The following is a 26,370-nucleotide window of genomic DNA, read 5'->3' as shown; positions in this document are numbered from 1 at the left end:
TGCGTTTTTAGCTTTTTCTCCTGTAGAGGAAACTCCCATGTCTTGGAAAGACCCCAATAAAAACAAACGACTTGGCAGCCCCGAAAATAACCCGCTTATTCACGGTGGCGGATACACAGGCGGCAGAACCTATGCACAGGACCAAGCCCTGCAAGAAGCCCATGGTCAACTGCTAGACCGTATTATGAGTGGTGAAATGGGGACGGGATTGGTATTCACTTGCACAATTGGTGGGCTACCTGAAAACACCTTTCAAGTGACCCAATTTGATTTGCAAGAAGGGCTTTCCCAACTCTTTTCACTGGCGATTCAGGCGGTCAGCCCGTTAGCCGAGATTGATTTTCAAACGGTATTGGGTGCGGCCTCTTCGTTGACTGTAAAGCGAGATGGAAAAATTCTTCGCACGGTACAAGGGATTTTAGCGGGTGCAGAGCAAGGCAATACGGATGGTGTAAAAACGTGGTATCACTTTGTGATACGCCCTGAAATGTGGGTGATGACGCTTAAGCAAGATAGTCGAATTTTCCAAAATATGACGGTGCCCCAAGTTCTTAAGGTGTTACTGGATGAAGCGCGTGTGAAACACAATATGCAATTCTACCATCCCGAAGAGCATCTTGAACGTCCCTACATCACCCAAAAGCGCGAAACGATGTATAAGTTCTGGTGTCGCCTTGCTGCCGAAGAGGGAATTAATTACTGGTTCGAAGAAGGCCCACAACTGTTTTACAGTGACCGCCATTTAGGTATGAAAGCTGGGCTATCTCTCACTTATAATCCGCAATCTGAGACCGATATTACCGACAGTACCGCCACCACATGGCGTTATGCTGAGCAGCTGTGCAGCGATATTCGTGTGGATAAAGATTACAATCAACTCCGACCGTCTTATCCACTGAGTCACCAAGTGACTGGTGAAGTTCATCAGCAACATGAAATGTTTGAAAGTTACGGTCGCTTTCAAGAAGATGCAGAAGGTAAACCCTTAAACCAAATTCGTTACGAGCAATCGCAAAACCAGCGTCAAGTGGGGTCAGCCACGACTAACTGCATTGAGTTAGCTCCGGGGCGTATTTTTACCTTATCTAACCATCCTAGCCCTCGCATGAATACCACATGGCAAGTGATTAGCGTATCCCATCACGGTGTGCAGCCATTAGCGGATAACAGTGGTGGTGAAGGCACTCAATTGAGCAACCAGCTTTCCTTTGTGCCTAGCACTCAAGAGTGGCGACCGCCTTACCGATATAAGCCGCTTGCCGATGGGGATGAAGTTGCGACAGTCGTAGGCCCAAAAGGGGAAGAAATTTATACGAACAGCAAAGGGGAAGTGACCGTCTATTTCCATTGGGATAGGCGTGGTATCCCTGACCACAGTGCGTCTTGCTGGGTGCCCGTGACGCATGGCTGGAGCGGAAATGGCTATGGGTTTATGAGTATCCCCCATATTGGGCAGCAGGTTTTAATCAGTTACCTGAATGGCGACATTGACCGTCCCGTCATTACGGGGTGCATGTACAACGGTCGCAATGCCCCTCCGTTAGATTTACCCGCCCAAAAAACACGCACCACCTTTAAAACATGTACTCATAAAGGGGAAGGCTTTAACGAATTACGTTTCGAAGACCAAGCAGGGCAAGAAGAAGTGTACATTCATGCCCAGCGTGACATGAATGTGCATATTCAACATGACAGCCACACCCATGTCCAACACGATGTCAAACAGCGTATTGACCAACACCGTTTTACTGACATTCAAGGGGATGAGCACCTTCACATTAAAGGGACGCACAAGGCCCAAATAGAAGGTGATATCTCTGAACAGGTGCTTGGCAGTTATCATCAGCAAATTAACGGTGCACTGGTGAGTGAAAGTGGTCAAGAGACCCACATCACCAGCCAAGGCAAAGTGGTGATTGATGCGGCGACGGAAATTACCTTAAAAGTGGGCGGCAGTTTTGTGCGGGTGACACCGGGCAATGTGTTTACGTCAGGCAATGTGGCGATTGGCGACAGTGCGGGGGGCTCAGGGCAAGCGGTAGACATTCAATTGCCGGATGGCGTTGACCCGTTTGCGATACCGCTGTTAGCGGAAAACCTGGCGTGTGAACTGTGGGAAAACCATGCGGAAATAGCGCTGTCACTCGACACACCGGAAGGTCAACTTCACCGACGTTTAGTGGATTGGTTACACCTGCATCCCTCACTCGTGGGGGATATTCATACTCGTACCGCCACACAATTTACGGACTATGCCCAGCAACAAGGCTGGTTAACCACGACAACGGAGCCGTCATGAGTCAGAAGGTTGAATCGTGCATTATCTGTGAAAACTACCGATTTTGGTTAGAACTGCAATTGGTCGATGATAAAGGACAACCCTTAGCCAACGTGCCGTATACGCTCGCCGAGCGAGGCACAGGCCGTACGTTGCAAGGCAGCAGTGACCCACAAGGCCTGATTAAAGCGGAAGGCTTAACGGCTCGCCCGTATACACTGAGCCTTGAACCGCAACCCTTAGCCGATGCCCTGACAACGCTGTCGCCTCCGGCAGCGATTCAAGGCAGCGATAAATCACTGAGTGATTATTGCCGTGAACAGGGGTATCTCCTGAGTGAAAACAACCGCGCTGGAGCATTAACCCCAATATCCCAACGATCATCCACCGCATGACGGCGGGGCAAATCAGCCGTTCAGTGCATTATCAACAACGGGATAACGGCTATCCCCTGTTGTTCCCCTATGACCATCGTCGCGTGATTGCGATTAAACGCATTGCAGAGCCCGTATTTGCCAAATCCACGTTGAGAGGTCTGGGCAATACCGATGCGGGCGACACCGTCGAAGACTTGGCTAACTTTGGGCTATGTGATTACAACGCGTATACCTGTGGTATTGATGCCGCAGCGAAACAACCGAGCCAACGTTCTTCCTCATTTTTGAGCTTGTTAGGGATTGGTACTGCCAATGCCTTCGTAGCTCCTATGCCTCCGAGTCCTATAGGCGGATTCGGTGGAGCAGCGGCAGGTGGCGCTATGGGTCAACAAGCAATTAATCCACCGGATATCAATCAAGACTCAAGGCGATTTGCTTTCCAGTCTGAAAATGACTATGCAATAGCCAAAGGGGTATCGAAAGGATTGGGTTCGTCGACTTGGTTTGACAGTGCTCGCGTATTGGTTGGTATGATACCGAATATCTATGATGGGGATAGTTTAACACACCCAGACTTGCTGGAAATCGCGGAAATAGGTGGAACTGCACCAACACGTATGCGAGTGGGATTTGCCTCAACGGGAACCACAGAGGCAGCGATGGCAAGTGCATCTCAACTGATTGCGTTCCATACTGAGCGAGACAGTGGCTTTGACCAAGTGCCGGTGATTAAAGGTGAATTGGCTTCCGAAGCTGAAGCGAGAGAGGTGTTGAGCTTACCGATATATCAATCCCCAAATGGATTGCCGAGCACTAATAACCAAGCCGAAATTTACCGTTTTGATGCAGGCGGGACAACTCTTTACATGGGCGTAGCGGCATCGGGGGAGATAATTAATATCTCTGCGCGGATTGATGATATCCCAAATGAACCCATCATTCATGCGGGCCCCTCGCCTCAGCCTCAAAGAGTCGAGAAACCGGAAGGTTTTGCTATTCATGAGTCTGATACTCGGCCTGAAACACTGCCGATTGCGGATGATGGGATTATTTGGCGCCATACGGGACACGATGTAGAGCCGGTGGATTTTAGGGATTATATTCTGACGGTTGAAAGAAAGGATGTAAAATCTGCTTATGTAAGTCTAGAAAAGGAGTATAAGAAGAAAATACAAGACTTTGAAGCAGAATATGGTAGCGACAATATACATGGCTTACGTAGGCATGGTTCCGGTACAACATTAGAACAACAAAAATACAGATCAAAAACTGGATATACTCCCGATGGAGTACAAGGTAGTCCAACTAATTCAACACGTTTTATCAATCCACAAGATCAGTTAGAAGCAATAGAAAAAGCAGGTGAATTATATGATCCTAACATTCATACAAATGGGCGTGTCGATGTTGACATGGGAAGAATCGTTGCGGAAGGCTATACAAAAGAAGGCGAATACTTTCAAACATCAACAGTAAGAGCTGGTTTTGATAAAAAAACAGGAAAAATGTATAGCATATTTGGAATAAAATGAAATGAAAAAGATAAAGATTAGTAGATGGTATATATCTGGATTTTGGGCTCCACTTGATGGTGGCCCGAATGAAGATGAAGCGTTATTGAAACTGAATTTGAATAATCATTCAAGTATTGATTTAATTGTTGATAAAATACTTAAGCCGTATATTGATATGTTGCCTTTAAAGTATCAAATTCGTTTCAAGGATAGTTTTAAGTATGCGATAGCATACTATTCAGAAAAAGAGCTAAAGGATTGCTACTATACTGGAGCACCTCAATTAGACTTACCTGACGGTATAACCGCTCGGGATTTTTATATCTATGTATGGAATTTAATGTATAAGAACGAAAGTTATTTGGCATCTGAGAAGGATAATTATACTGAGCTTTCACTTAACGAAATTTATAAAAAATAGTAGAGCCATTAAAGTATATCGAGACGAATAAAAAAATAATAGCAATTGTTTGATGTTCAATTACCAATCGATATATTGGGGATAATTTAATAGGGAATATTAGTGACTATGTCTATGGTTTATAATCGATTCAGTTTAATTGCCATCATCATTGGAGCTTTTAGCATTCTTGTAATACTTGTTAATCAAAGCCTTGAGCGTGAATACGTCCAATCCAAACCTAAGTTAGAGCAAATTGTTCATGAAAAGGTAAGTAGTATAAAAAAAGCGACAATCGATGCAATTAAAGGAAAAGCGTATCAAGCTCCTACTGTAGATCCTGCCAATGAACAGCGACAGCTTTTATTAGATAAAATTGAATTATCCAAACAAATTAGTATAACGCTCAGTGTGTTTGGCATTATTTTGACTGCTATTTCATTTATCCGCCATGAAAACAAAAAATCGGGCAGGATAGCGTTAGCGCTAAATGGGAGTGTTCTCGCTATTTCTCTTCTATTGTATGCTGCTGCTGGCGTAGCTAGCATTGTTGCTGTTTTACTTGTCATTTGGTTTATAGGTCACTTTTTTGACATTTTTAGTATTTGCTAACTTTTTCAGAAAAACTTGCTCATATAGCTCGCATATCAGTGTCACGTGTTACTGCTTTACTAATGACAAGCAAATATGCTCTAAATATTCACGCTGTAGCTAGGCGACTAGAGAATATATCTCGGGGAACATACAAATGTATGTGACCCGAGTCGCCGAACGCAGTCAACAAAGCTACAGCGCGAAGAATGACGAGCATTAGGCATTTAAAATTTGGGAGATCTCCACTGCTGATAAATGATACTGCCTTGGACATGCATGCCAAATCGCTAACATACGATTATATTTTTCCCACATTGGTGTTTGTGAGTTAAACCCATGCGTCCCGCTGTCAAAGTGGGTATAACGCCCTTCTGTGTTGACCATAAAACGGACATAGCTCAGATAACGTGCTTCTGTTGCCGCATCAAAGCCCAAAAATTGCACACGGCGGCCATCAATGTCTTCCTTATTAGCCATGTTGCTATAAGAGACTTGCAGCGCATGGTACATTTCCATGATATCAATAACAGTACGGCAGGTATCTTCACTTAAATGACCAAAGTCTCTGTCTAACTCACGCATTTGTAAACCGAAACCACGTTCAATAATGGTTTGTTGTCGGCGATAACGTTCTGCATTATCGGGGTCAAGCATGGTCATCATTTTATATTGATTAGATAAGATCAAGCGTTGTGCGTTAGTCATTTCCATCAGGGTTCTCCCACTAAAAAGTATGGCTTATCTTCGCATTCAACATCAATCATAGACAGTGAAAACATCGCTTTTATTGATCTAAACACTATTTTTGCATTACTTATTGTTAAATCTACCTTTTAATAAAAATTATCCCTTAGATATCTTCCATAAAGGAACGATCTAGCTGGTTAAATGCACGTTTTAGCAAGTCAGCCAACGCCATATAATCGGGTTGGTGTTCAACTGGTGCCATCGCAATTCCCGCTTCGGTAAATTTATCACGGATCTCATAAAACCAGCTTAGCAAGCTGGATGGCAAAGGTGTCGCCGCACGTTTTCCTAACCACCATAAACCTTGCATTGGCAAACTACAGGCAAAAAGTGCCGTGGCAATGGCAGGTCCCAATTGCCCACCTAACGCGATTTGCCATGCTAATGTAAAAATTGCAATGGGCGGCATAAAGCGAATACCAAAGCGTACCGCCTTGTTAATACGAATTTCGGGGAATATCGGCGACAGTTTTTTCTCCATAGGAAAAGCCTTCAGATAGCGGTTACCTAATCTAAAGCGCTTAAAAAAACCGGGCGGTGTACTTTGCAATGTACTCATGAAACGTTTCCTATCGACTTCTTAAAAACTGAGGCAATAATTTATAAATTACGCATGGTAAAATGATAGCACATTTAAGGTAACGAAATTATTTCATTACATTTACCTTAAGTTAAGTCACTTTACTAAATATCAGCTATTCTAATAGCAATGTAACCCTGTGCTATAACACCACTTTATACGTCACTTATGATTTTAATCAATCAAAGTCCCTATTTTTAAAAAAAACGTATAAAATATAAAATATTTTTAGTAGAATCTGCCACATTTAGAATTGCTGTTGCATTTGTTACTTTGTAGCTTTATCCATCTTCGATACTGAAGATAGACAACAGTTATATATTGGGGTTTTTGGTCGTTATTTCAACACTAGGTGCGAAGGTTTACTTTTATATACCTTGGCAAAAAAGATAGCGCCTGTTTTATCAAACCCCTAGAGGTCTCACGATCTTTAACTTTTTCGCCTTTAACATGATATCAATCATGATGTTTCAGGTCATAAATACGCTAGGCTCTAGCAGTATATTTTTAATCTGAGTCTTTTCATGTTGTTTAAAAGGCTTCACAACAACAATTAACGATAGGTATTTCCATGTCAAGTAAGCTGGTACTGGTTCTAAACTGCGGTAGCTCCTCACTGAAATTCGCCATCATCGACCCAACTAATGGCGATGAATTTTTATCTGGATTAGCTGAGTGCTTTAACCTCCCGGAAGCCCGTATTAAGTGGAAAATGGATGGTGCTAAGAAAGAAGCGCCTTTAGGTGCTGGTGCAGCGCATAGCGAAGCATTGGATTTCATTGTTAACACTATTCTTGCTGAAAAACCTGAGCTATCAGAGCAAATCACCTCCATCGGTCACCGTATTGTTCATGGTGGTGAGAAATTTACCTCTTCTGTATTAATCACAGATGAAGTGATTGAAGGCATCGAAGCGGCTATTCCATTCGCGCCATTGCATAACCCTGCTCATCTCATCGGTATTGAAGAAGCAAGAAAATCCTTCCCGCATCTGGTCAACAAAAATGTCGCTGTCTTTGATACCGCATTCCATCAGACCATGCCGCAGGAAGCTTATCTGTATGCATTGCCATACGAATTATATTCAGAGCATAGTATTCGCCGTTATGGTGCGCACGGTACAAGCCATTACTATGTTTCCCGTGAAGCTGCGAAAAAACTCAACAAACCTGTTGATGAGCTAAATGTTATCACTTGCCACCTAGGCAATGGTGGTTCTGTTACTGCTATTGTTAACGGTAAATGCGTTGATACTTCAATGGGTTTAACGCCATTAGAAGGTCTGGTAATGGGAACACGTAGTGGTGATATCGACCCTGCAATTATTTTCCATTTACATGATTCTTTAGGTATGAGTGTTGAGCAAATCAACAAGATGCTGACCAAAGAGTCTGGTTTATTAGGTTTAACTGGCGTAACAAGTGACTGCCGCTATGTTGAAGATAACTACGGCACTAAAGAAGACGCAACTCGCGCAATGGATGTTTTCTGCCATCGTTTGGCGAAATACGTTGGTGCATATAGTGCTCTGATGGAAGGCCGCCTTGATGCTATCATCTTCACGGGTGGTATTGGTGAAAACTCAGCGCAAGTTCGTGAAATTACCTTGAAGAAACTGGCTATCCTTGGTTTCGAATATGACCACGAACGTAACTTAGCGGCGCGCTTCGGTAAAGAAGGTTTAATCACTACCGATAACAGCCGCCCAGCACTGGTTATCGCAACCAATGAAGAGTTGGTTATCGCCCAAGATACTGCGCGTTTAACCGCATAAGCAACTTCTACCGCCAGCAACCTGCTGGCGGTATCGTTTTGTCATTAGAGTAACCGAAATAAAGAGGTTCCCGTGTCCCGTACAATTATGTTAATACCTACTGGCACCAGCGTTGGCTTAACTAGCGTTAGCCTAGGTGTCGTTCGCTCAATGGAACAAAAAGGTGTTCAATTAAGCGTTTTCAAACCTATCGCACAGCCACGCGTCTCTGGCAATAAAGACCAAACCACTGAAGTCCTGCGCTCTCATTCAAGTATTACCACCATTGTTGAACCACTAACAATGGAATACGTAGAATCGCTACTGACCTCTTCCAAAAAAGATGTGTTAATGGAAGAAATCGTCGCTCGCTATCATGACCACACAAAAAATGCGGAAGTGATTTTAATTGAAGGTTTAGTGCCAACGCGTAAACATTCATTTGCTCAATCATTAAACTATGAAATTGCCAAAACATTAGGCGCAGAGATTGTTTTCGTCACTGCACCAGGCAACAGTTCAATCACACAAATGCAAGAGCGTTTAGAGTTAGTACGTAACGAATTTGGCGGCCAACGTAATAAAAATATCATCGGCGTTATTATCAATAAGGTGAATGCACCTGTTGATGAACAAGGTCGTACTCGCCCTGACCTATCTGAAATCTTTGATGATTCAACCAAAGCGACTGTGGCTAACCTCGATACTAAGCAACTTTCTGCGCTGAATCTGCCTGTGCTGGCATCCATTCCATGGAACTTTGATTTAATTGCCACCCGTGCAATTGACATGGCAAAACACTTGGGTGCAGAGATTGTTAACGAAGGCGAAATCAAAACTCGTCGCGTTAAATCTGTGACTTTCTGCGCACGTAGCATCCCGCACATGCTTGAACACTTCCGTCCAGGCTCATTATTAGTGACCTCAGCGGATCGTCCTGATGTATTAGTTTCTGCATCACTGGCGGCAATGAACGGAGTTGAAATCGGTGCAGTTCTACTAACTGGTGGCTATAACATCGATGCGCCTATTCGCCAACTTTGTGAACAAGCCTTCGAAACTGGCTTGCCTGTTTTCATGGTGAAAAGCAATACATGGCAAACATCCCTGAATCTACAAAGCTTTAGCTTAGAAGTCCCAGCTGATGACCATGAACGTATTGAAAAAATTCAAAACTATGTGGCTCGTCATATTAGTAGCGACTGGATTGAATCATTGGTTGCAGACTCTGAGCGCCCTAACCGCTTATCACCTCCTGCATTCCGTTATCAGTTAACAGAGTTAGCTCGTAAAGCGGGCAAGCGTATTGTTCTTCCTGAAGGCGATGAACCACGCACAGTTAAAGCTGCATCTATCTGTGCAGAGCGCGGCATTGCAACTTGCGTACTGTTAGGTAACCCAGAAGATATTCGTCGTGTTGCTGCTGCACAAGGTATTGAACTCGGTACTGGCATTGAAATTGTTGACCCAGTTAAAGTACGTGAAGAATACGTTGCTCGCCTCGTTGAATTACGTAAGAGCAAAGGAATGACTGAGGTTGTTGCTCGTGAGCAATTAGAAGATAACGTTGTATTAGGCACATTAATGCTAGAGAAAGGCGAAGTGGATGGCCTAGTTTCTGGTGCTGTTCATACGACGGCAAATACTATCCGTCCACCGTTGCAATTAATTAAAACAGCACCGGGTAGCTCATTAGTTTCTTCTGTGTTCTTTATGTTATTACCAGAACAAGTATTTGTTTACGGTGACTGCGCTATCAACCCAGACCCAACTGCAGAGCAATTATCTGAAATCGCTATCCAATCTGCGGATTCTGCCAAAGCGTTCGGTATCGACCCACGTGTTGCGATGATTTCTTACTCTACAGGCGATTCAGGTGCGGGTAGTGATGTTGAGAAAGTGCGTGAAGCAACGCGTTTAGCACAAGAAAAACGCCCTGATTTAATTATCGATGGTCCATTACAATATGACGCGGCTGTTATGGCAGATGTCGCTAAGTCAAAAGCACCTAATTCACCAGTTGCAGGTAAAGCGACCGTATTTATCTTCCCAGACTTGAATACCGGTAATACCACGTATAAAGCCGTACAACGTTCTGCTGACTTAGTCTCTATTGGTCCAATGCTGCAAGGTATGCGTAAACCAGTCAATGACTTGTCACGCGGTGCATTAGTTGATGACATCGTGTATACCGTTGCGTTAACTGCTATCCAAGCAGTACAAAACGAAAACGCTTAATTCATCTCTTTATGCTAAAAAGCGCTCAACTGAGCGCTTTTTTATTGCCTGATTATTTTTAACTATCTTTTACGCGTAAATAATGAAACCACTACCGCAACAATAATATTCAGAATAAATGCAGCAATACCGATATTCATAAAGCTCAAACTTTCTCCTAACCAAGGGAACAATTGTGCTAAAGAAATTTTCTCTATATAGGTTACCGCAAGGAATAAAACCCCCGCAGAAATGCCACAAATAGCACCCGCAGGGGTCATTGGATTTTTCTGTTTAAAACTCATCAACAAAGCTGGGAAAAACTGCGCAACAATATTGACCCCGAGTAACATAATAGCCACCAAGGTATCGTTACTGTGGAAAATAAAATACAAGCTGACTAACGCAACGACAGGCACCATAAAGCGTGCATAAACACCAGACTGGCGTTTTTCTTCACTCACCCCCATCGCTTTTTGTACAACTCCCGCTAACATATTAGAGGTGGTTAGTAGCAACATTGAACCAGGGACGAGTGCCGTTAACATTCCAGCAGCACCAATAAAACCGACCACAATAGGTGAGAAGGTGCTTTTAGATATCTCAAACAACGATAAATCCACAGCTGAACCTTCAAGATGCGGAATTTGTAATATAGACGCATAACCCACAAAAAATGCAAATAACATAATTAAGCTATAGGCAGGAATTAAAATACTATTGCGTTTTAAGGATTTTTCATCTTTAGCCGTAAATACCGCAGCCATATAATGTGGCCAACAGAAATAGGCAACCACAGATAAGAATATTGTGGAAATATACCAAGGGATATTTAGACCCGTTTCGGAGAATGTTAAAAAGCTTGGCATCGCCGTATCTATCGCTTTAAACATCTCCCCAAAGCTACCGTAATAATGAAGTGGGATATAAATACCAATAAATACGACCACAATTAAAATCATTAAATCTTTCAGTGCTGATGTCCAAGCTGACCCATGAATACCGGAGATCATCACAAACAACGTCACTGCAATAATTCCAATCCATATGGCAATATCTGCAGGAATTGCGCCATAAGACGCTTGTGAAACAATAATGCCTAATCCTTTAAGCTGCAAAACAAATAAAGGCACCATCGCAGCAATAGAAATCAAGCTAATTAATAACCCTAACCCCGGGCTTTGGTATTTCTTGGTAAATAACTCAGAAATCGTTCTGACATCATTATCTTTTGCAAAGCGCCATACTCTTGGATGTACCCAGTATAAAAAGATCCCCATAAAAGCATTGACCGCTAAGGTATATAAAATTGCAGGTCCTTTACCGTAAGCCCAGCCGCTTCCACCAAGAAAAGTAAACGTGGTATATATTTCCCCTGCACTTAGAAGGAAAACTAGCAATGCACCATAGCTGCGCCCACCGACAGACCACCCTTCGTGATCCATCGTTTTGCCCTTTTTAGCACGGATAGCAAGATAAATGCTAAATAGGAAAAAAATTGTAATAATAATTAATGCGGAACTCATGATGTTTCCTTCGTATTTTTATTATCTAATACATTGATTAATAACATAACTAAGGCTGTAACAATCACCCATGAGACAATCCAGAACATTAAAAATGGCAAGCCCATAACAAAAGGCTCTACTTGATTGGCATAATAGATACCTACGGTTAATGCGAGGATTGGAAAAATAACTAAATAATGATACCACTTCATATACCACCCCTTATTCCACTGGCCCGAAAGAAATTAATTCACGAGGCAAATGACTTAACATTTCTACTCCGTCTTCAGTAATAAGCAGCATATCTTCAATCATAATGCCACCAACACCAATCCCGTAATACGGCGTTTCTAAACTCATCACCATCCCAGCTCTAAATATTTCTGTCGTCGCAGCGCTCACAAAAGGGGCTTCCTCTAACCCAACGAACACCCCATCACCATGACCTAGGTGCCCACGATTATAATGAGGCAAACCTGAAGAACGAATGAGAGCCATTGTTTCATTAAAAACATCACTTAATGCAACGCCAGGTGCAACTCGGCTTAACATATATTGATGACCTTTTAAGATAGTTTGATAAATATCAGCGACTTTTTCATTCGGTTGACCAACCACAAATGTCCTTGCAATATCAGCACCGTAACCAGCCACATCTACACCACAGTCAAATTTAATTAAGTCACCTTCTTTTGCTGGTTGATCATCTGGGATCATTTTGGGTGAAAAATCACTGCCCACTGAAATTAAATTGAAGCGACTATAGTTCGTTTCAGGGAATTCCATCACTTTAGCTTTAAAAGCAGCGGTTAATTCCGCTGAAGTACAGCCAATCCTGATTAATTTACTCGCAGCAGCGATACCGGCTTCTGTAATTTGTGCGGATTTTCTGAGATGAGCAATTTCCCACTCACTTTTAATCATGCGTAATTCATTAAATAACGGCGAAGAATCAACCAAATTTAAACCAGGAATAACCTTATCCAACCATACCTTACCGGTATGTGTAATTTGGTTTAATTCAATCGCAACCGGTTTTCCATAAACCCCCGCTTCAGACAACGCTTCTTTGAGTAAATTGAAAATTGTTTCTATTGGGCTATTAATTGGCCTTGGTTTTACCACTTTGCCATTTTCCGGGTTGTAAGGGTCGTCTACATCCACCCAAATTGGAAATGTTTTAATCTTTGCATTAGGCATTTGAAGTGACAAGTTTGCTGCTTCAAATTCATTCATAATAACCAATGATTCTATGGAAGGATCGCGAAAAATAACCGCAATCGCAGAGCCTGTTTGCCTGAAAGTATACATAAAGAAGCTCGCAAAACCGGTTAGGTGATAGAAGTTATCACCCACGGTTGCGATTAATGCTTCAATTCCTTCACGCTCCATAATCTCACGAGCTTTATTGGTTACGTTCTCAAGGTGTTGTTGTTTCAAAAAAGTATTCTGTTTATCAATTGTCATTTTTATTCTCTCGAAGCGTTATATATACATCAAGCAGTGCATCATATCGCAAACGATAAATGTTAAGTTCTGTCACATTATATCTAGTGTGGAAATGAATACATCGTTTAGCATGCAAGTTGGTTATAACTAATCGTTATATATTAGCCAGAAATTAACTTTGCTAGAGATTTGATTTTGGGAGAAAAAAATTAAAGGGCTAAATAAAACAGCCCTTTAATAATTTAAATCTGATCGGTTATGAATTTTCAGCACAAGTGATGGTTTTTTCTAACTCATTATTGCGAGTTAACCATAAGGAAAGTGCTTTGAGTGAATCTGGCGTAAATTCATCACAGCGCGCGCTGATCTCTTTAGGGGTCAACCAACTGACTTCAACAACTTCAGATTCTTGTAAAGCAAATGGACCATGACTCACACAGCTAAACAACCCACCCCATACACGACAATGCGCATCTTCAAAGTAAAAATGGCCATGTTCAGCAAAAGGAACGCCAGCAATACCTAGCTCTTCTTCAGCTTCACGCTTTGCAGAATCAAGAATGTTTTCACCTTGCGTAACCACTCCTCCAGCTGTTGCATCGAGGAAACCGGGGTGAAAATCTTTAATGTCTGTGCGTCGTTGAACCAATATTTTGCCCATTCCGTCATGAACAACAATGTAAGTTGCACGATGACGTAGGTTTTCTGCTCGCATTTGGCTACGTGTTGCCTGAGCAATCACAGTATTGTCTTCATCAACAATATCGACCCATTCAACAACTTCGGTTTGTTGTTCCATCCTGTAAACCTTTTATTTTTAAGCTAAAACTGCTTATATCATTAGACTGATTATTATTGTATGCCTGACAATACCAATCTGCATTGATCCGCACCTATGAAAATGATCCTAGCTGAATTTGTGATTGGTTGCCATCATAAAAAGCACTTCTTATTACAGTGATAATGAAACCGAATTTTTTAAAGGCAGGCTAAGCAAATCATACAAATTGTGTTCACAAATGCTATAGTTAAATCATAACGCTGTAGTTTGTTACTGATCTCAGGGATATCCCCTAAATAGTTCAAATTGCAGCTAGGCGCCAAGAGATGGCAGCCTTAGGAGCATACACAAGTATGTGACTAAGGTGACAAAACGTAAGCAACAACGCTGCAGTTTGAAATATGACGGGGATGGCGATGAAGATACTCATAACAGGCGGCACCGGGCTAATCGGAACACCACTAATCCAAAAACTGATTTCTCTTGAGCATCAGGTTACTGTATTAAGCCGCTCTCCACAAAAAGTTTATAGCCAGTTTTGCAAGGCTGTTGAGTGCTGGACGTCTCTCAATGGTAAAACCCACTTAAATGACTTCGATGCTGTCATTAACCTAGCAGGCGAACCTATTGCTGATAAGCGCTGGACAGAGGAACAAAAAAAGTTACTGTGTGATAGCCGTTGGAAGTTAACTCAGCAGCTTAGTGAGTTAATCACAGCCAGTGAAACCCCTCCCCGGGTATTTTTATCGGGCTCTGCTGTCGGCTATTATGGCAATCAGGGCCAATCGGTCGTTACCGAAGACGAACAGCCCCATGATGAATTTACTCACCAACTCACACAGCATTGGGAAGCTTTAGCCGCTAATGCTCAGTCAGAAAAAACTCGCGTTTGTTTATTACGCACTGGCCTTGTGTTATCAGCGAATGGCGGTTTACTTGCCAAAATTCTCCCTATTTTTAAAATGGGTGCAGGTGGGCCAATTGGTGACGGGAAACAATACATGCCGTGGATACATATCAACGATATGGTTCGTGCAATTTGTTTTCTATTAGATAACCCAACGCTTTCTGGCCCCTTTAATATGACCTCACCTTATCCAGTCCATAATGACCTATTTTCCGCCACATTAGGTGAAGTTATTAATCGCCCTTCATTTGTACGAACGCCCGCTTTTGTGATTAAAGCCATCATGGGGGAATCCGCAGCGCTGGTATTGGGTGGCCAACAGGCGATCCCCAAACGGTTAGAAGAGGCAGGCTTTCAATTTGAACATATCGAGTTAAAAGAAGCACTAACTGACTTACTTATTCCACATACTGATGAGTAAGGGTTATTTCGCCCCCTGCCAACGATGAAATAGGTCTTGTTCCAGTTCGATATCAAACTGATCAAGGATACGATTAACTGTTTGGTCAATAATATCTTGAATAGTTTCAGGCTGGTGATAAAACGCAGGCATGGGAGGCATAATCACGGCTCCCATCTCCGCCGCTTGCACCATCAAACGTAAATGGCCGACGTGCAATGGCGTTTCGCGTACACCTAACACCAATTTTTTACCTTCTTTAAGCACTACGTCCGCCGCCCTAGTGACCAACGTATCAGTATAACTGTGAACAATACCTGATAACGTTTTCATGGTGCAGGGCATGATCACCATCCCAGCAGTACGGAACGAACCGGAAGAAATCGCTGCAGCAATATCACGACTGTCATAGTTATGGTCGGCTAACTGTTGAACGTCTTTCACCGTGTAAGTTGTTTCAAGTGCTAATGTTTGACGGGCGGCCGCACTCATCACTAAATGGGTTTCTACCTCTTTGACAGGCTTCAACACTTCAAGCAAACGGACGCCATAAATAGCCCCACTCGCGCCAGTTAACCCAATGATCAGTTTTTTCATTTCGCTGCCCTATTCACGATAACTCAGCGCATTATATACAATATTCACTAAAATTGCAGATACCAACAATGCTGCAATCCTACCTATAACGAAAATTTAAGCCATCAGCCACAATCCCAATTATACACGACTCGACTAAAATCTCTTTTTTTCAGGTCATCTGGGTGAATAAAGAAATTACCGACTCCCATATCTCCCCACATGATCCCTATTTCATAATCGGTATTTATTTGTAGAAGCAATTCATATTGTTGAATATCTTCTTCGTATTCTCTTGGGTCGGTTTGAGTGAAAAACGGATAGCCGCCGATGCAGTGTGCCCCTGATTCAAACGTATCACTGTAGGGCTCAACCCATTCATCGTAAAAATCTTCCCCTTCAAATTGCTCTTCATAATCATAGAGGTTATCAACCCCTAATATTTTCTGACCAAATTGGAAATCATCGATGCTGATGAACTGTTCCGCAGGCGTATATTCAATACTGTATTGGTGATCTATAGGGGTATAGTAATCATCGGAATGAGCCGCAATCACGGCAGAAAAATCTTGAGTTAATTGGCTGGCATCTTCAATAATATCTTCCCAATAAATAATGCGGAAATCTTCCTGTTTTTGCCTGTGTTCAAAGTCGGCTCCATATAAGTCATCACCACCAATAAAAAACTGTAAAATCCCCTTTTCAGGGTAATTTTCTAATATAGGCATTTGTGCAAAGTTAATTTGGGCAAGCAACTTGAGTGGCATCCCTTCGATATTCGTCGGATATTTTTCATTTAGTGGCAAATACGGCATTCCCCCAACACGACTATCCCATAAAATATAGTCTTCAACTGGGGTTAACGTCATTTCAACAAGGGATTTTTTAGTGGATTTGATTTTATCTACAAAAGGTTTAATCACATCAGGAAGGGAGTTGAAATCAGCCATATATCGCTCCAAATAGGCAGTTAATGTCCCTCTAGCTTACTCGATTTTTACGTATTTTAAATCAGATATAACTGTAACTTAGGCCTTCATTTGACGTCATAGTTTTCTTGATATTTTAGGCTACAGATTAAAGATGGGAAAAATCAGAATCACTGTGGATTTTCTATATAGTTAGGGTTACAGCTAGGCGGCTAGCAAAGAGACCCTAGGAGCGTAGAAAACTACGTGACTAGGGCGAATTTGTGAAGCCAACAACGCTGTAGCCCAAACTATGACGAAAATTGACGAAAATTTAGCCTTCGTTATAAATCTCTAGGTCTTCAACCTCACTCTGATCCTTCAACTTTAACTCATCGTCTTTTCGTAAGTTTTCTAGGTAGTCTAAATAACTTTGGTCGATATCTTTGGTCACATAAATGCCATCAAACACGGAACACTCAAATTCTGTAATTTCAGGGTTTTCTTCACGCACCGCGTCGACTAAATCCGTTAAATCTTGGAAAATTAGCCCATCTGCGCCGATAAGTTTGCGAATTTCATCCACTTCGCGCCCGTGTGCAATCAATTCATTTGCATTTGGCATATCAATGCCATATACGTTTGGGAAACGCACTTCGGGTGCCGCTGAGGCAAAGTAAACATTTTTTGCTCCGGCTTCACGCGCGAGTTCAACGATTTGCTCAGATGTTGTGCCGCGAACAATGGAGTCATCAATGAGTAAGACGTTTTTATCACGAAACTCTGCACGGTTCGCATTGAGCTTACGACGGACTGATTTGCGACGCTCTTGCTGACCCGGCATGATAAATGTACGGCCTACATAGCGGTTTTTCACGAAACCTTGGCGGTACGGTTTATCAAGAATATGCGCGATTTCTAAGGCGATATCACACGATGTTTCTGGAATAGGAATTACCACATCGATGTTTAAGTCTTCCCATTCGCGAGCAATTTTAGCGCCCAGTTTTTGCCCCATACGTAACCTTGCGTTATACACAGACACTTTATCAATAAAAGAGTCTTGGCGAGCAAAATAGACATACTCAAAAATACATGGGGTTAATTGCGGGTTATCAGAACATTGGCGTGTAAATAATTGGCCTTTTTCTGTCACATATACCGCTTCGCCAGGCGCCACATCGCGTAAAAACTCGAAACCTAAAGTATCAAGCGCAACACTTTCAGAAGCGACCATATATTCATGTTCACCACTTTCAGTAATGCGGCGCCCTAATACTAACGGACGAATACCGTGAGGATCACGGAAGGCTAACATGCCATGGCCAATAATTAATGCCACACAAGCATACGCACCGCGTAATTTTTTGTGCATCGCGGACACAGCACTGAAAACATTGTCTGGCTCGAGAGGGAAATGATCAAACCTATCCAGCTCATGGGCTAATACGTTCAGTAATATTTCAGAATCAGAAGTGGTGTTAACATGGCGGCGCGCTGTTTCAAATAAACTCCGAGTGAGTTCATGAGCGTTTGTCAGATTACCATTATGCGCAAGTGTAATACCAAAAGGTGAGTTTACGTAGAAAGGTTGCGCCTCGGAAGCACTTGAGCTACCTGCCGTTGGGTAACGGACGTGCCCTAACCCCATGCAGCCCTGTAATCTCAGCATATGACGTGTTTCAAACACATCTTTAACAAGGCCATTTGCTTTGCGTAAACGAATGTTGTTTTTGCCATCAATAGTGGCAATACCTGCTGCATCTTGCCCACGATGTTGAAGCACCGTGAGAGCATCATAAATTGATTGGTTTACCGGTGTAACACCGGCGATACCGACAATACCGCACATTTAGTCTTTCCTCATCAGCCAGACGGAGAAATGTTCTCCGGTAGGAAACTTGACGCATTTTGCAGGTAGTCAAAAAACCACCTGATTATATGACTGAACTGCGGAATAAGTTCCGAACGCTGCCAGTCCTCACTTTGAGGTAATGGTGTAAAGGTATCGAGAAAAAACAGCAATGCCGAAACAATCAATACACCACGCAACGCACCGAAGCAGATCCCCAGAACACGATCTGTGCCTGACAACCCCGTTTTTTGTACTAATGAGCTAATCACATAGTTTACGACTGCGCCAACAATCAAAGTGGCAATAAACAGTGCGGCGATAGCAATGCCATTTCTAACCAGCACATCCTCAAAGCGAGTAAAATAGTCAGCTAAATAAGGATAAAACGTACTTGCAACAAAAAAAGCACAGCCCCATGTAACCAGTGAGAGCGCCTCTCGTACAAACCCACGGATCAAGCTAACTAATGCCGAGAAGCCAATAATGGCGATAATTGTGTAATCTATCCAGACCATATTCCATTCCAAAATTCGCACTCGCGACATCAGCGAAGTGCATTCTAACAGAAAACGAAAACGTTTGCGTAACCATTTTTCTATCAAATTAAAAAAAATAGCGGCGAAAAGAAAAAATCATAATCGCCGCAGTAAGTTACTAAATCCCCTTACCTTTTAGGGATTATTTAAATTCTATTTTAAGGTTTATAGCTTTGAATTATCCCTTTTGTTCCCGTAATCCTATTCAGTTCTGGTAAAGCCGCTTCTAGCCTTTGCCTTGAGGCCTCAGGCCCTACGTAAATCCGCGTGAGTTTATTATTCACTGGTTTTGCAGGAACAGTATAAACTTGGTAACCAGACAACCTGAGCTGTGCGACTATCTCCTCAACTTTACTCGCATTGTTCAATGCGATGACTTGCACCACAAATGCTTTGCCTTGTGGCTGAGATTTCTGCTCGGGCTTAGGTTCAGGTTTCGGTTGTGGCTTCGGCTCAACTTTAGGCTCAGGCTTCGGTTCTGGCTTTGTGGGTTCAACTACGCTTGGTGCGGGAGTTGTCGTCGATGGCCGTGTTTCAACCTGTTCGTTTTGCTGCTGCGTAATCGCTTCTGATAACATGGCTTCAGAAGCCCCTTCTGAAGAAGCTGTTGTTGTCGTACTTACAATAGGCGCTATTGCCTCAATGTCTTCTTCATCACCTGGTTTAGGGATAATAGGAATGGCCGCAAATTCATTTTCATTGTATTTCTTATCGCCATCAAGCAGAGCAGGAAGCACAATGACCCCCACTGCAACAAGCACAATGGCGCCAGCAAGTCGATTCTGAAATTTACTAGCCACCGGCACTATCCTTCTTGATTTTCCAATAACATCATAACGTGAGCGACGGTATGAAATGACCCGCACACCACAATCACATCTTGCTCATTAGCATCGACGCAAGCTTGCTGCCACGCTTTTTCTACGCTTTCAAACTGGTTAGCTGTGGGTAAATATTGACTAAGTTGGGCCACATCTGCTCCCCTAAACTCAGTTAATGGCGCAAGGTACCAGTCGGTGACTTGTTGTGATAAGCACTCAAGCGTCCCTTTGATATCTTTATCGCCTAGCATCCCTACCACCGCGAGAATGCGACGGTTTTTAGTTTCCGGTAAGGCCGCTAATTTACTGACTAAGTACCCTGCGGCATGGGGGTTATGCGCTACATCCAATATCATTAACGGTTTTTCACCAATAATTTGGAAGCGCCCCGGTAATTGAGCAGATTTCAAACCTTGATGAATAGCGGACTCAGTCACTTTTTGGGCAATATCAGCATCAATTTCCAATAAGCAACTCACCACACCCAGCGCTGTTGCTGCGTTCGCTAAAGGTACATTGGGTAACGGTAAATCATGCCATTCACGCTGTGAACTTTTCCATGACCAGCTATTTGCTTGCTCACTGTATTGCCAATCCGTACCACGGCGAAATAGCTGTGTACCTAGCTGCTCAGCCACTTGGGCAATTGAAGCAGGCATGTCCGGTTCACCGACCACTCCATAGTGATTTTTGCGGAAAATACCGGCTTTTTCATAACCAATATGTTCACGGTCTGCACCTAACCAATCTGTATGGTCTAAGGCAATACTGGTGATCGCCGCAATATCCGCATCAACGACATTGGTCGCATCTAACCGACCGCCTAAACCGACTTCTAAAATCACAATATCGAGTTTAGCTTGCTTAAATAATTGTAACGCCGCCAAGGTGCCGTATTCAAAATAGGTGAGAGAAATATCTGCACGTTGTGCTTCAATTGTGGCAAATGCTTCACAGAAATCAGACTCAGGGAGCTCTTGGCCTTGAATACGAACGCGTTCGGTATAACGAATAAGGTGCGGTGAACTGTAAACCCCAACTTTTAACCCAGATGCCATAAAAATAGACTCTAGCGTATGGCAAGTTGTCCCTTTTCCGTTGGTCCCAGTGACAGTGATAACTTTAGGTGCAGGTTGCGTTAGGTTCATTTTCCTAGCAACTTGACCGACTCGCTCCAACCCCATATCAATATTTTGACTATGTAAGTCGGTGAGATAAGAAAGCCAAGCCTCCAATGGAGACTTGGCATTAGGAATGATTAGATTACTCATCATCTTTTTTATGCTTTTCAGAATCCTTTTTTGGCTCTTGGGCATCAAGTTCATCAACGGCGTTAATGTCGATTTCAACCGTTTCCGCTACGATGATAGGCGTGTCATTAAAGCTTGGTTTATTGGTTAACATCGCTAACACTTCAGCTAAGCGATCACGCATCTCAGGGCGGCGAACTATCATATCAATCGCACCTTTCTCAAGTAAGAATTCACTGCGTTGGAAACCTTGCGGTAACTTTTCACGAACCGTTTGTTCGATAACACGTGGCCCTGCGAAACCAATTAATGCTTTCGGCTCTGCCACATTAATATCCCCTAACATCGCTAAACTTGCAGACACCCCACCCATGGTTGGGTCGGTCAATACAGAGATGTAAGGTAAACCACGTTCTTGCAATTTTGCCAAAGCTGCACTGGTTTTTGCCATCTGCATCAATGATAACAGCGCTTCTTGCATACGCGCACCGCCACTTGAAGAGAAACAAACCAACGGGCAGTTATCTTCCAGAGCTTGCTCCACTGCACGCACGAAACGCGCGCCAACAACAGAGGCCATTGAACCGCCCATAAAAGCGAACTCAAACGCCGCAGCCACCACAGGCATACCTTTCAACGTGCCTTTCATCACGATGATCGCGTCTTTTTCACCTGTTTCTTTTTGCGCAGCAGCAATACGGTCTTTATATTTTTTTGAATCTTTGAACTTAAGAATATCTTTTGGCTCAAGTTCACTGCCCAATTCCGTTGTTGAGTTTTCATCAAGGAAGGTTTCTAAGCGCTGACGTGCGTGAATTCGCATATGGTGGTCACATTTTGGACACACGGATAAATTACGCTCTAATTCAGCACCATATAATACTTGCCCGCAGCTATCGCATTTGGTCCAAACCCCTTCAGGGATATTGGCTTTGTGTGATTGGGTCAAGTTACCTTTCTTTAAAATTTTTTCAATCCAGCTCATTAATGGACCTTTTTGTCTGATTCACTCTGGTTATCACCAGTATGTAATTTTTTGCCATTAAACCACAATGATATCTCACTGTAGATAAAAACTTGTTAAACCGCTTAGCGGTTATCGATTTTTTGCGCTGCCGCACGCTTTTCTTTCGCCGCTATTCGACGATGACGAATAATTTCAACCACACCCGGCAGAATTGAAACAAAGATAATCGCGACTATCAGTAATTTCAAATTGTTTTGCACGAACGGTAATTCACCAAAGAAATAACCCGCATAAGTGAATAATAATACCCAAATAAACGCGCCCGTCACATTATAAAAAGCAAAGTGACGATAAGACATTTTCCCCATTCCTGCAACGAATGGTGCAAAAGTTCTGACTATCGGCACAAAGCGTGCCAGTATAATCGCTTTACCGCCATGTTTTTCATAAAAAGCATGAGTTTTATCTAAATAAACACGACGAAAAATCTTCGAGTCTGGATTTCTGAATAATTTCTCACCAAAAATACGCCCAATTGCGTAGTTTACAGCATCACCAATAATCGCTGCCGTAATCATTAAAGCGACCATTAAATGGACATTCAGGTCATTGCTGTCTAATGACGCAATCGCGCCAGCAACAAATAATAACGAATCTCCAGGTAAAAATGGTGTGACCACTAACCCTGTTTCACAAAATAGGATCAGAAATAGGATACCATAGACCCATGTACCATAATCTCTGACCAGTTCAGCAAGATGGACATCGATGTGTAAAATAAAGTCGATAATAAAAGTGATAAATTCCATAAAATCCTCATTGATAATAGCATCCATGCTATTTACAAAAATTATGAGATAAATAAAAATTCGCTTTACATCAGTTCATCTGCCAGAAAAAGCGGCCCCATCACATTCTGAGGTAACTCAAATTTCTCTGGGTAATCGACACTCACTAAATACAGCCCTTCCGCTTTTGCGGTTGCAGCTGCCTTGGTACGGTCTTTTAACTCAAGAAGATGCGCCATCCAATCAATGTTTTGATTGCCACAACCAATCTCCAACAGACTTCCGACAATATTTCTCACCATATGGTGAACAAACGCATTGGCTTTGATATCTACCACCACATAATGACCGTGGCGACTGACATTCACATGCATCACATTACGCCATGGCGACTTCGACTGACACTGGACTGCTCTGAATGAGGTAAAATCACGCTCACCCAATAGCGCCTGTGCCGCTCCATGCATTCTTTTTTCATCGAGTGGATAATGAAAGTGCGTTACGCCACTCGATAAAATTGCTGGCCGATAACGGTGATTAAAAATCACGTAGCGATATCGACGCGCTGTTGCACTAAAGCGTGCATGAAACTCCTCGGCCACCGGTTTACACCAGCGGACAGCAATATCAGAGGGCAAATGCGTATTCGCCCCCATAGTCCAAGCCGCTTCTTTGCGGATGGCAGAGGTTTCGAAATGCACCACTTGCCCTGTAGCATGAACGCCTGCATCTGTGCGCCCTGCGCAAAACACGCTAATTGGCTCCGCTGCAATTTTTGACAAGGCTTCTTCTAAACAACCTTGAATACTTTTCACTTCTTGCTGACGCTGCCAACCAAAATAACGACTGCCGTTGTATTCAATACCTAATGCGATTCGATACAACTGTGTAGGCTTAGACATTAGTAAAACAGCTCCTGAGCCAGTTTTTCTGCTGTTTCTACCGCCATCAATGCCCCACCGAAACGCACGTTATCAGCCACTGACCAAAATTGTAAAATTTCAGGTATGCCATAGTCATTACGTACACAACCAATGCTTAATTGGTCATTACCTGACGCTTCAGTCACCTGTGTAGGATAATCACCCTCTTCTGAGACCTGAATATCTTCAAAACGTTCAAGTTCATCGTTAACTTCTTCTGCACTCATTGGGCGCAATGTTTCTAAATGAACAACTTGTGCATTACCATAAAAAACAGGGGATTGGATAAAGCTCACCGCCACTGGCAAACCATCGTCTTGCAGTACCTTACGCACTTGCTCAACCAAACGACGTTCGTGAACCACACTGCCTTCCATGTCAGCCAGTAATGGCAACATATTGAACGCGAGTTGCTTACTAAAACGACCTTCTTCTGCAGGGATACCATTTAATAAACGCGCACTTTGCCCGGCCAGTTCGTCGACGGCAGCTTTACCATAACTGGAAACCGACAGCATATTTGTTAAGGTAATACGCCCTAACCCTGCGGCATCCACCAGCGGTTTAATTGCTGTTAATAGTTGGCTTACCGAGCTATCTGCCAATGAAATAATATTACGGTTGCGATAATCAGCTAGCACGTGCGGATTCACATTTGGCACGACCAACGGCACATCCGGTTCTTGGGCAAAAACACCGCTAGTATCGATAACAATGCACCCTTCTTGCGCTGCCAAATCGGCATATTCTAGGCTCACACCTTCATTGGCAGCAAAAAAGGCTATTTGTGCCTGTGACCAATCAAAATCGGCCACATTTTCAACTTGAATACTTTTACCATTAAAGCGTACGCTCTCCCCTGCACTACGCTCGCTGGCAAGTAAATACAATTCGCCGACTGGGAATTCTCTTTCTTGTAACAGTGAAATAATCGCTTCACCTACAGCACCGGTTGCGCCCAATACTGCAATATTCCAACCTTCAGTCATGGCTATTCCTCTAAAAAATAAAAAAATCAAACAACCCCCAATTATTAGGGGCTATTTAATTAGATGTTCATTTTAACTACATTTATTATGCGTGGGTTAAACGAGTCTTAAAACCCAGCGCATTCAGCTGCGATACCGTTTGTTCATGATCACAAATAATTTCAAGGGATGACCATTCACGGCGTTCTTGGTAATTTTTGCGCAGTTTATCAAATTCGCCTTTGCCCCCTGCAACCGCTCTTAACGCAGCGTCATCTCGGCGCACATCATACACGAGATGCACTAACCTTTTGAGCTGGTTTTGCGTTAATTTACCATTGAAAGTCAATTGATTGATATCTGGCTTAGGCAGTAATGATGAAAGAGAAACTTGTGACGATTTGCCGAGAAACTGGCAGTAAGCTTCATAAACTTGCGTCGTTCCTCGGGCTTTACCTTCTAGCGTATAGCCTGCAATATGCGGCGTGCCAATATCCACTAATGCTAAAAGTGCCGTATCTAAATCAGGCTCTGGCTCCCACACATCTAAGATAACGCTCAGTTTTTTTCCCCGGTTAAGTACAGATAATAGGGCTTTATTATCAACCACCTCACCCCGACTTGCGTTAATTAAAATGGTACCATCGCGCAATTTTTCTAAATGCGTTTCATCCATTAAATGGAAAGTTTTATATTCGCCTGACATATTCAGCGGAGTATGAAAGGTAATGACATCAGCGTGCTCAAGGATATCATCAAAAGAAACGAATGACTCGTCATCCCCCTTGGCTGCACGTGGCGGATCGCAGAGTAATGTTTTGACGCCCCAAGCCGATAACCTTGCAGCTAAACGCCCTCCGACATTACCGACACCTATGATCCCTACTGTTTTATCACGCAAATCAAAGTTATCACGTTCCGCTAGTAATAATAGTGAAGAAATAACATATTCAACAACGGCTATCGCATTACAACCCGGCGCTGATGAAAAACCAATATTTGCCGCCGATAACCACTCGGTATCAATATGGTCAAAACCGGCTGTCGCGGTTCCAACGAATTTAACTGGCGTATTACCAAGCAGTGATTCATTAACCTTAGTGATAGAACGCACCATTAATGCATCTGCATCAATTAATTCTTGTTCTGGTATAGGACGTCCCGGTACTGCTTTCACTTCACCAAGCTCGCTAAATAAAGTTTGAGCATATGGCATATTCTCATCGACTAAAATTTTCACGCTGTTGTCCCAATCAATAACTTTTTTGTATTG

General features: G+C 42.9%; 25 protein-coding genes. 8 read left to right on the top strand and 17 right to left on the bottom strand.

What is annotated here, in order from left to right; genetic code table 11:
- Positions 1 to 37 precede the first annotated feature (37 nt).
- The 5 genes from P3L44_RS08105 (at position 38) to P3L44_RS08085 (ending at position 5,181) form a co-directional block, all read left to right on the top strand.
- A complete protein-coding gene (locus P3L44_RS08105) occupies positions 38 to 2,299 on the top strand; it encodes a type VI secretion system Vgr family protein (protein ID WP_316928278.1) in 2,262 nt (753 codons plus the stop codon).
- Entirely contained in the window at positions 2,296 to 2,673 is a 378-nt protein-coding gene (locus P3L44_RS08100; protein ID WP_272662573.1) for a hypothetical protein, read from the top strand. Before P3L44_RS08105 ends, P3L44_RS08100 begins: the two co-directional genes overlap by 4 nt.
- A complete protein-coding gene (locus P3L44_RS08095; RefSeq protein WP_272662574.1) occupies positions 2,670 to 4,187 on the top strand; it encodes a hypothetical protein in 1,518 nt (505 codons plus the stop codon). Before P3L44_RS08100 ends, P3L44_RS08095 begins: the two co-directional genes overlap by 4 nt.
- A 1-nt stretch (position 4,188) precedes the next feature.
- Positions 4,189 to 4,590 (top strand): hypothetical protein, encoded by a 402-nt coding sequence (locus P3L44_RS08090; protein WP_004257363.1) that lies wholly within the window; start codon positions 4,189 to 4,191, stop codon positions 4,588 to 4,590.
- A gap of 108 nt (positions 4,591 to 4,698) precedes the next feature.
- Positions 4,699 to 5,181 (top strand): hypothetical protein, encoded by a 483-nt coding sequence (locus P3L44_RS08085; RefSeq protein ID WP_036957978.1) that lies wholly within the window; start codon positions 4,699 to 4,701, stop codon positions 5,179 to 5,181.
- A 198-nt stretch (positions 5,182 to 5,379) separates the two neighbouring features.
- On the opposite strand, the gene P3L44_RS08080 is transcribed toward P3L44_RS08085, so the two are convergent.
- Both P3L44_RS08080 and yfbV read right to left on the bottom strand, forming a co-directional pair.
- Complete coding sequence (locus P3L44_RS08080; RefSeq protein WP_004257356.1) at positions 5,380 to 5,874, bottom strand: YfbU family protein; 495 nt, start codon at positions 5,872 to 5,874, stop codon at positions 5,380 to 5,382.
- Positions 5,875 to 6,013: 139 nt separating this feature from the next.
- Complete coding sequence (gene yfbV, locus P3L44_RS08075; RefSeq protein WP_004257353.1) at positions 6,014 to 6,469, bottom strand: terminus macrodomain insulation protein YfbV; 456 nt, start codon at positions 6,467 to 6,469, stop codon at positions 6,014 to 6,016.
- A gap of 592 nt (positions 6,470 to 7,061) precedes the next feature.
- Between yfbV and ackA the strand changes: the two genes are divergently transcribed.
- Both ackA and pta read left to right on the top strand, forming a co-directional pair.
- Positions 7,062 to 8,264 (top strand): acetate kinase, encoded by a 1,203-nt coding sequence (gene ackA / locus P3L44_RS08070; RefSeq protein WP_004257349.1) that lies wholly within the window; start codon positions 7,062 to 7,064, stop codon positions 8,262 to 8,264.
- An 87-nt stretch (positions 8,265 to 8,351) separates the two neighbouring features.
- On the top strand, positions 8,352 to 10,481 hold the full coding sequence (gene pta / locus P3L44_RS08065) for a phosphate acetyltransferase (protein ID WP_153673987.1): 2,130 nt from the start codon (positions 8,352 to 8,354) through the stop codon (positions 10,479 to 10,481).
- Between the two features lie 62 nt (positions 10,482 to 10,543).
- On the opposite strand, the gene P3L44_RS08060 is transcribed toward pta, so the two are convergent.
- The 4 genes from P3L44_RS08060 to yfcD form a co-directional block, all read right to left on the bottom strand.
- The gene (locus tag P3L44_RS08060; protein WP_272662575.1) at positions 10,544 to 11,986 is read right to left on the bottom strand and encodes a sodium:solute symporter; all 1,443 of its coding nucleotides are present in this window, start codon (positions 11,984 to 11,986) and stop codon (positions 10,544 to 10,546) included.
- Positions 11,983 to 12,180, bottom strand: coding sequence for a DUF3311 domain-containing protein (locus P3L44_RS08055; protein ID WP_004912288.1), 198 nt, complete (start codon positions 12,178 to 12,180; stop codon positions 11,983 to 11,985). Before P3L44_RS08055 ends, P3L44_RS08060 begins: the two co-directional genes overlap by 4 nt.
- Before the next feature lie 10 nt (positions 12,181 to 12,190).
- Positions 12,191 to 13,435, bottom strand: coding sequence for a M24 family metallopeptidase (locus P3L44_RS08050; RefSeq protein ID WP_117162388.1), 1,245 nt, complete (start codon positions 13,433 to 13,435; stop codon positions 12,191 to 12,193).
- A 238-nt stretch (positions 13,436 to 13,673) separates the two neighbouring features.
- Entirely contained in the window at positions 13,674 to 14,216 is a 543-nt protein-coding gene (gene yfcD / locus P3L44_RS08045) for an NUDIX hydrolase YfcD (protein ID WP_004257328.1), read from the bottom strand.
- A gap of 398 nt (positions 14,217 to 14,614) precedes the next feature.
- Here yfcD and P3L44_RS08040 point away from each other — a divergent pair, with 398 nt between their 5' ends.
- The gene (locus tag P3L44_RS08040; protein ID WP_094962708.1) at positions 14,615 to 15,526 is read left to right on the top strand and encodes a TIGR01777 family oxidoreductase; all 912 of its coding nucleotides are present in this window, start codon (positions 14,615 to 14,617) and stop codon (positions 15,524 to 15,526) included.
- 3 nt (positions 15,527 to 15,529) lie between these two features.
- On the opposite strand, the gene P3L44_RS08035 is transcribed toward P3L44_RS08040, so the two are convergent.
- The 11 genes from P3L44_RS08035 to pdxB all read right to left on the bottom strand — a co-directional run bounded on the left by P3L44_RS08035 (position 15,530) and on the right by pdxB (position 26,337).
- On the bottom strand, positions 15,530 to 16,102 hold the full coding sequence (locus tag P3L44_RS08035) for a UbiX family flavin prenyltransferase (RefSeq protein WP_272662577.1): 573 nt from the start codon (positions 16,100 to 16,102) through the stop codon (positions 15,530 to 15,532).
- Between the two features lie 104 nt (positions 16,103 to 16,206).
- Positions 16,207 to 17,031: a YwqG family protein gene (locus tag P3L44_RS08030; RefSeq protein ID WP_272662578.1), complete on the bottom strand. Its 825-nt coding sequence runs from the start codon at positions 17,029 to 17,031 to the stop codon at positions 16,207 to 16,209.
- 292 nt (positions 17,032 to 17,323) lie between these two features.
- Positions 17,324 to 18,841 carry an amidophosphoribosyltransferase gene (gene purF, locus P3L44_RS08025; protein ID WP_004257307.1) on the bottom strand — a complete coding sequence of 506 codons (1,518 nt, stop codon included), beginning with the start codon at positions 18,839 to 18,841 and terminating at the stop codon, positions 17,324 to 17,326.
- Between the two features lie 14 nt (positions 18,842 to 18,855).
- Positions 18,856 to 19,359: a colicin V production protein gene (gene cvpA, locus P3L44_RS08020; protein WP_004257304.1), complete on the bottom strand. Its 504-nt coding sequence runs from the start codon at positions 19,357 to 19,359 to the stop codon at positions 18,856 to 18,858.
- A gap of 179 nt (positions 19,360 to 19,538) precedes the next feature.
- Positions 19,539 to 20,180 (bottom strand): cell division protein DedD, encoded by a 642-nt coding sequence (gene dedD / locus P3L44_RS08015; protein ID WP_272662579.1) that lies wholly within the window; start codon positions 20,178 to 20,180, stop codon positions 19,539 to 19,541.
- A 5-nt stretch (positions 20,181 to 20,185) separates the two neighbouring features.
- Positions 20,186 to 21,475 carry a bifunctional tetrahydrofolate synthase/dihydrofolate synthase gene (folC, locus tag P3L44_RS08010; RefSeq protein WP_110591922.1) on the bottom strand — a complete coding sequence of 430 codons (1,290 nt, stop codon included), beginning with the start codon at positions 21,473 to 21,475 and terminating at the stop codon, positions 20,186 to 20,188.
- Positions 21,465 to 22,436, bottom strand: a complete 972-nt coding sequence (gene accD, locus P3L44_RS08005) for an acetyl-CoA carboxylase, carboxyltransferase subunit beta (protein ID WP_004257287.1) — start codon at positions 22,434 to 22,436, stop codon at positions 21,465 to 21,467. The genes folC and accD overlap by 11 nt, the downstream gene beginning before the upstream one ends.
- A gap of 104 nt (positions 22,437 to 22,540) precedes the next feature.
- The gene (locus tag P3L44_RS08000; protein WP_140172358.1) at positions 22,541 to 23,227 is read right to left on the bottom strand and encodes a DedA family protein; all 687 of its coding nucleotides are present in this window, start codon (positions 23,225 to 23,227) and stop codon (positions 22,541 to 22,543) included.
- Between the two features lie 65 nt (positions 23,228 to 23,292).
- Positions 23,293 to 24,108: a tRNA pseudouridine(38-40) synthase TruA gene (gene truA / locus P3L44_RS07995; protein ID WP_272662580.1), complete on the bottom strand. Its 816-nt coding sequence runs from the start codon at positions 24,106 to 24,108 to the stop codon at positions 23,293 to 23,295.
- Positions 24,108 to 25,118, bottom strand: coding sequence for an aspartate-semialdehyde dehydrogenase (locus P3L44_RS07990; RefSeq protein ID WP_272662581.1), 1,011 nt, complete (start codon positions 25,116 to 25,118; stop codon positions 24,108 to 24,110). The genes truA and P3L44_RS07990 overlap by 1 nt, the downstream gene beginning before the upstream one ends.
- A gap of 85 nt (positions 25,119 to 25,203) precedes the next feature.
- Positions 25,204 to 26,337, bottom strand: coding sequence for a 4-phosphoerythronate dehydrogenase PdxB (gene pdxB / locus P3L44_RS07985; RefSeq protein ID WP_272662583.1), 1,134 nt, complete (start codon positions 26,335 to 26,337; stop codon positions 25,204 to 25,206).
- Positions 26,338 to 26,370: the final 33 nt, after the last annotated feature.

The sequence above is a fragment of the Providencia sp. PROV175 genome, from assembly GCF_032707045.1.
GTDB classification, from domain to species: Bacteria; Pseudomonadota; Gammaproteobacteria; order Enterobacterales; family Enterobacteriaceae; genus Providencia; species Providencia hangzhouensis.
The sequence above is the reverse complement of the archived record's forward strand: the minus strand, read 5'-3'. Positions and strand labels throughout refer to the sequence as shown.

Bases quoted from the DNA above. Each gene is read 5' to 3' on its own strand.
- P3L44_RS08030 (WP_272662578.1), bottom strand. From the start codon at position 17,031: ATGGCTGATTTCAACTCCCTTCCTGATGTGATTAAACCTTTTGTAGAT.
- purF (WP_004257307.1), bottom strand. From the start codon at position 18,841: ATGTGCGGTATTGTCGGTATCGCCGGTGTTACACCGGTAAACCAATCA.
- cvpA (WP_004257304.1), bottom strand. From the start codon at position 19,359: ATGGTCTGGATAGATTACACAATTATCGCCATTATTGGCTTCTCGGCA.
- P3L44_RS08060 (WP_272662575.1), bottom strand. From the start codon at position 11,986: ATGAGTTCCGCATTAATTATTATTACAATTTTTTTCCTATTTAGCATT.
- truA (WP_272662580.1), bottom strand. From the start codon at position 24,108: ATGTCTAAGCCTACACAGTTGTATCGAATCGCATTAGGTATTGAATAC.
- folC (WP_110591922.1), bottom strand. From the start codon at position 21,475: ATGATGAGTAATCTAATCATTCCTAATGCCAAGTCTCCATTGGAGGCT.
- pta (WP_153673987.1), top strand. From the start codon at position 8,352: ATGTTAATACCTACTGGCACCAGCGTTGGCTTAACTAGCGTTAGCCTA.
- yfcD (WP_004257328.1), bottom strand. From the start codon at position 14,216: ATGGAACAACAAACCGAAGTTGTTGAATGGGTCGATATTGTTGATGAA.
- P3L44_RS08080 (WP_004257356.1), bottom strand. From the start codon at position 5,874: ATGGAAATGACTAACGCACAACGCTTGATCTTATCTAATCAATATAAA.
- P3L44_RS08100 (WP_272662573.1), top strand. From the start codon at position 2,296: ATGAGTCAGAAGGTTGAATCGTGCATTATCTGTGAAAACTACCGATTT.
- yfbV (WP_004257353.1), bottom strand. From the start codon at position 6,469: ATGAGTACATTGCAAAGTACACCGCCCGGTTTTTTTAAGCGCTTTAGA.
- P3L44_RS08000 (WP_140172358.1), bottom strand. From the start codon at position 23,227: ATGGAATTTATCACTTTTATTATCGACTTTATTTTACACATCGATGTC.
- P3L44_RS08035 (WP_272662577.1), bottom strand. From the start codon at position 16,102: ATGAAAAAACTGATCATTGGGTTAACTGGCGCGAGTGGGGCTATTTAT.
- P3L44_RS08090 (WP_004257363.1), top strand. From the start codon at position 4,189: ATGAAAAAGATAAAGATTAGTAGATGGTATATATCTGGATTTTGGGCT.
- P3L44_RS08095 (WP_272662574.1), top strand. From the start codon at position 2,670: ATGACGGCGGGGCAAATCAGCCGTTCAGTGCATTATCAACAACGGGAT.
- P3L44_RS08085 (WP_036957978.1), top strand. From the start codon at position 4,699: ATGTCTATGGTTTATAATCGATTCAGTTTAATTGCCATCATCATTGGA.
- P3L44_RS08040 (WP_094962708.1), top strand. From the start codon at position 14,615: ATGAAGATACTCATAACAGGCGGCACCGGGCTAATCGGAACACCACTA.
- P3L44_RS08055 (WP_004912288.1), bottom strand. From the start codon at position 12,180: ATGAAGTGGTATCATTATTTAGTTATTTTTCCAATCCTCGCATTAACC.
- P3L44_RS08105 (WP_316928278.1), top strand. From the start codon at position 38: ATGTCTTGGAAAGACCCCAATAAAAACAAACGACTTGGCAGCCCCGAA.
- P3L44_RS08050 (WP_117162388.1), bottom strand. From the start codon at position 13,435: ATGACAATTGATAAACAGAATACTTTTTTGAAACAACAACACCTTGAG.
- P3L44_RS07990 (WP_272662581.1), bottom strand. From the start codon at position 25,118: ATGACTGAAGGTTGGAATATTGCAGTATTGGGCGCAACCGGTGCTGTA.
- ackA (WP_004257349.1), top strand. From the start codon at position 7,062: ATGTCAAGTAAGCTGGTACTGGTTCTAAACTGCGGTAGCTCCTCACTG.
- accD (WP_004257287.1), bottom strand. From the start codon at position 22,436: ATGAGCTGGATTGAAAAAATTTTAAAGAAAGGTAACTTGACCCAATCA.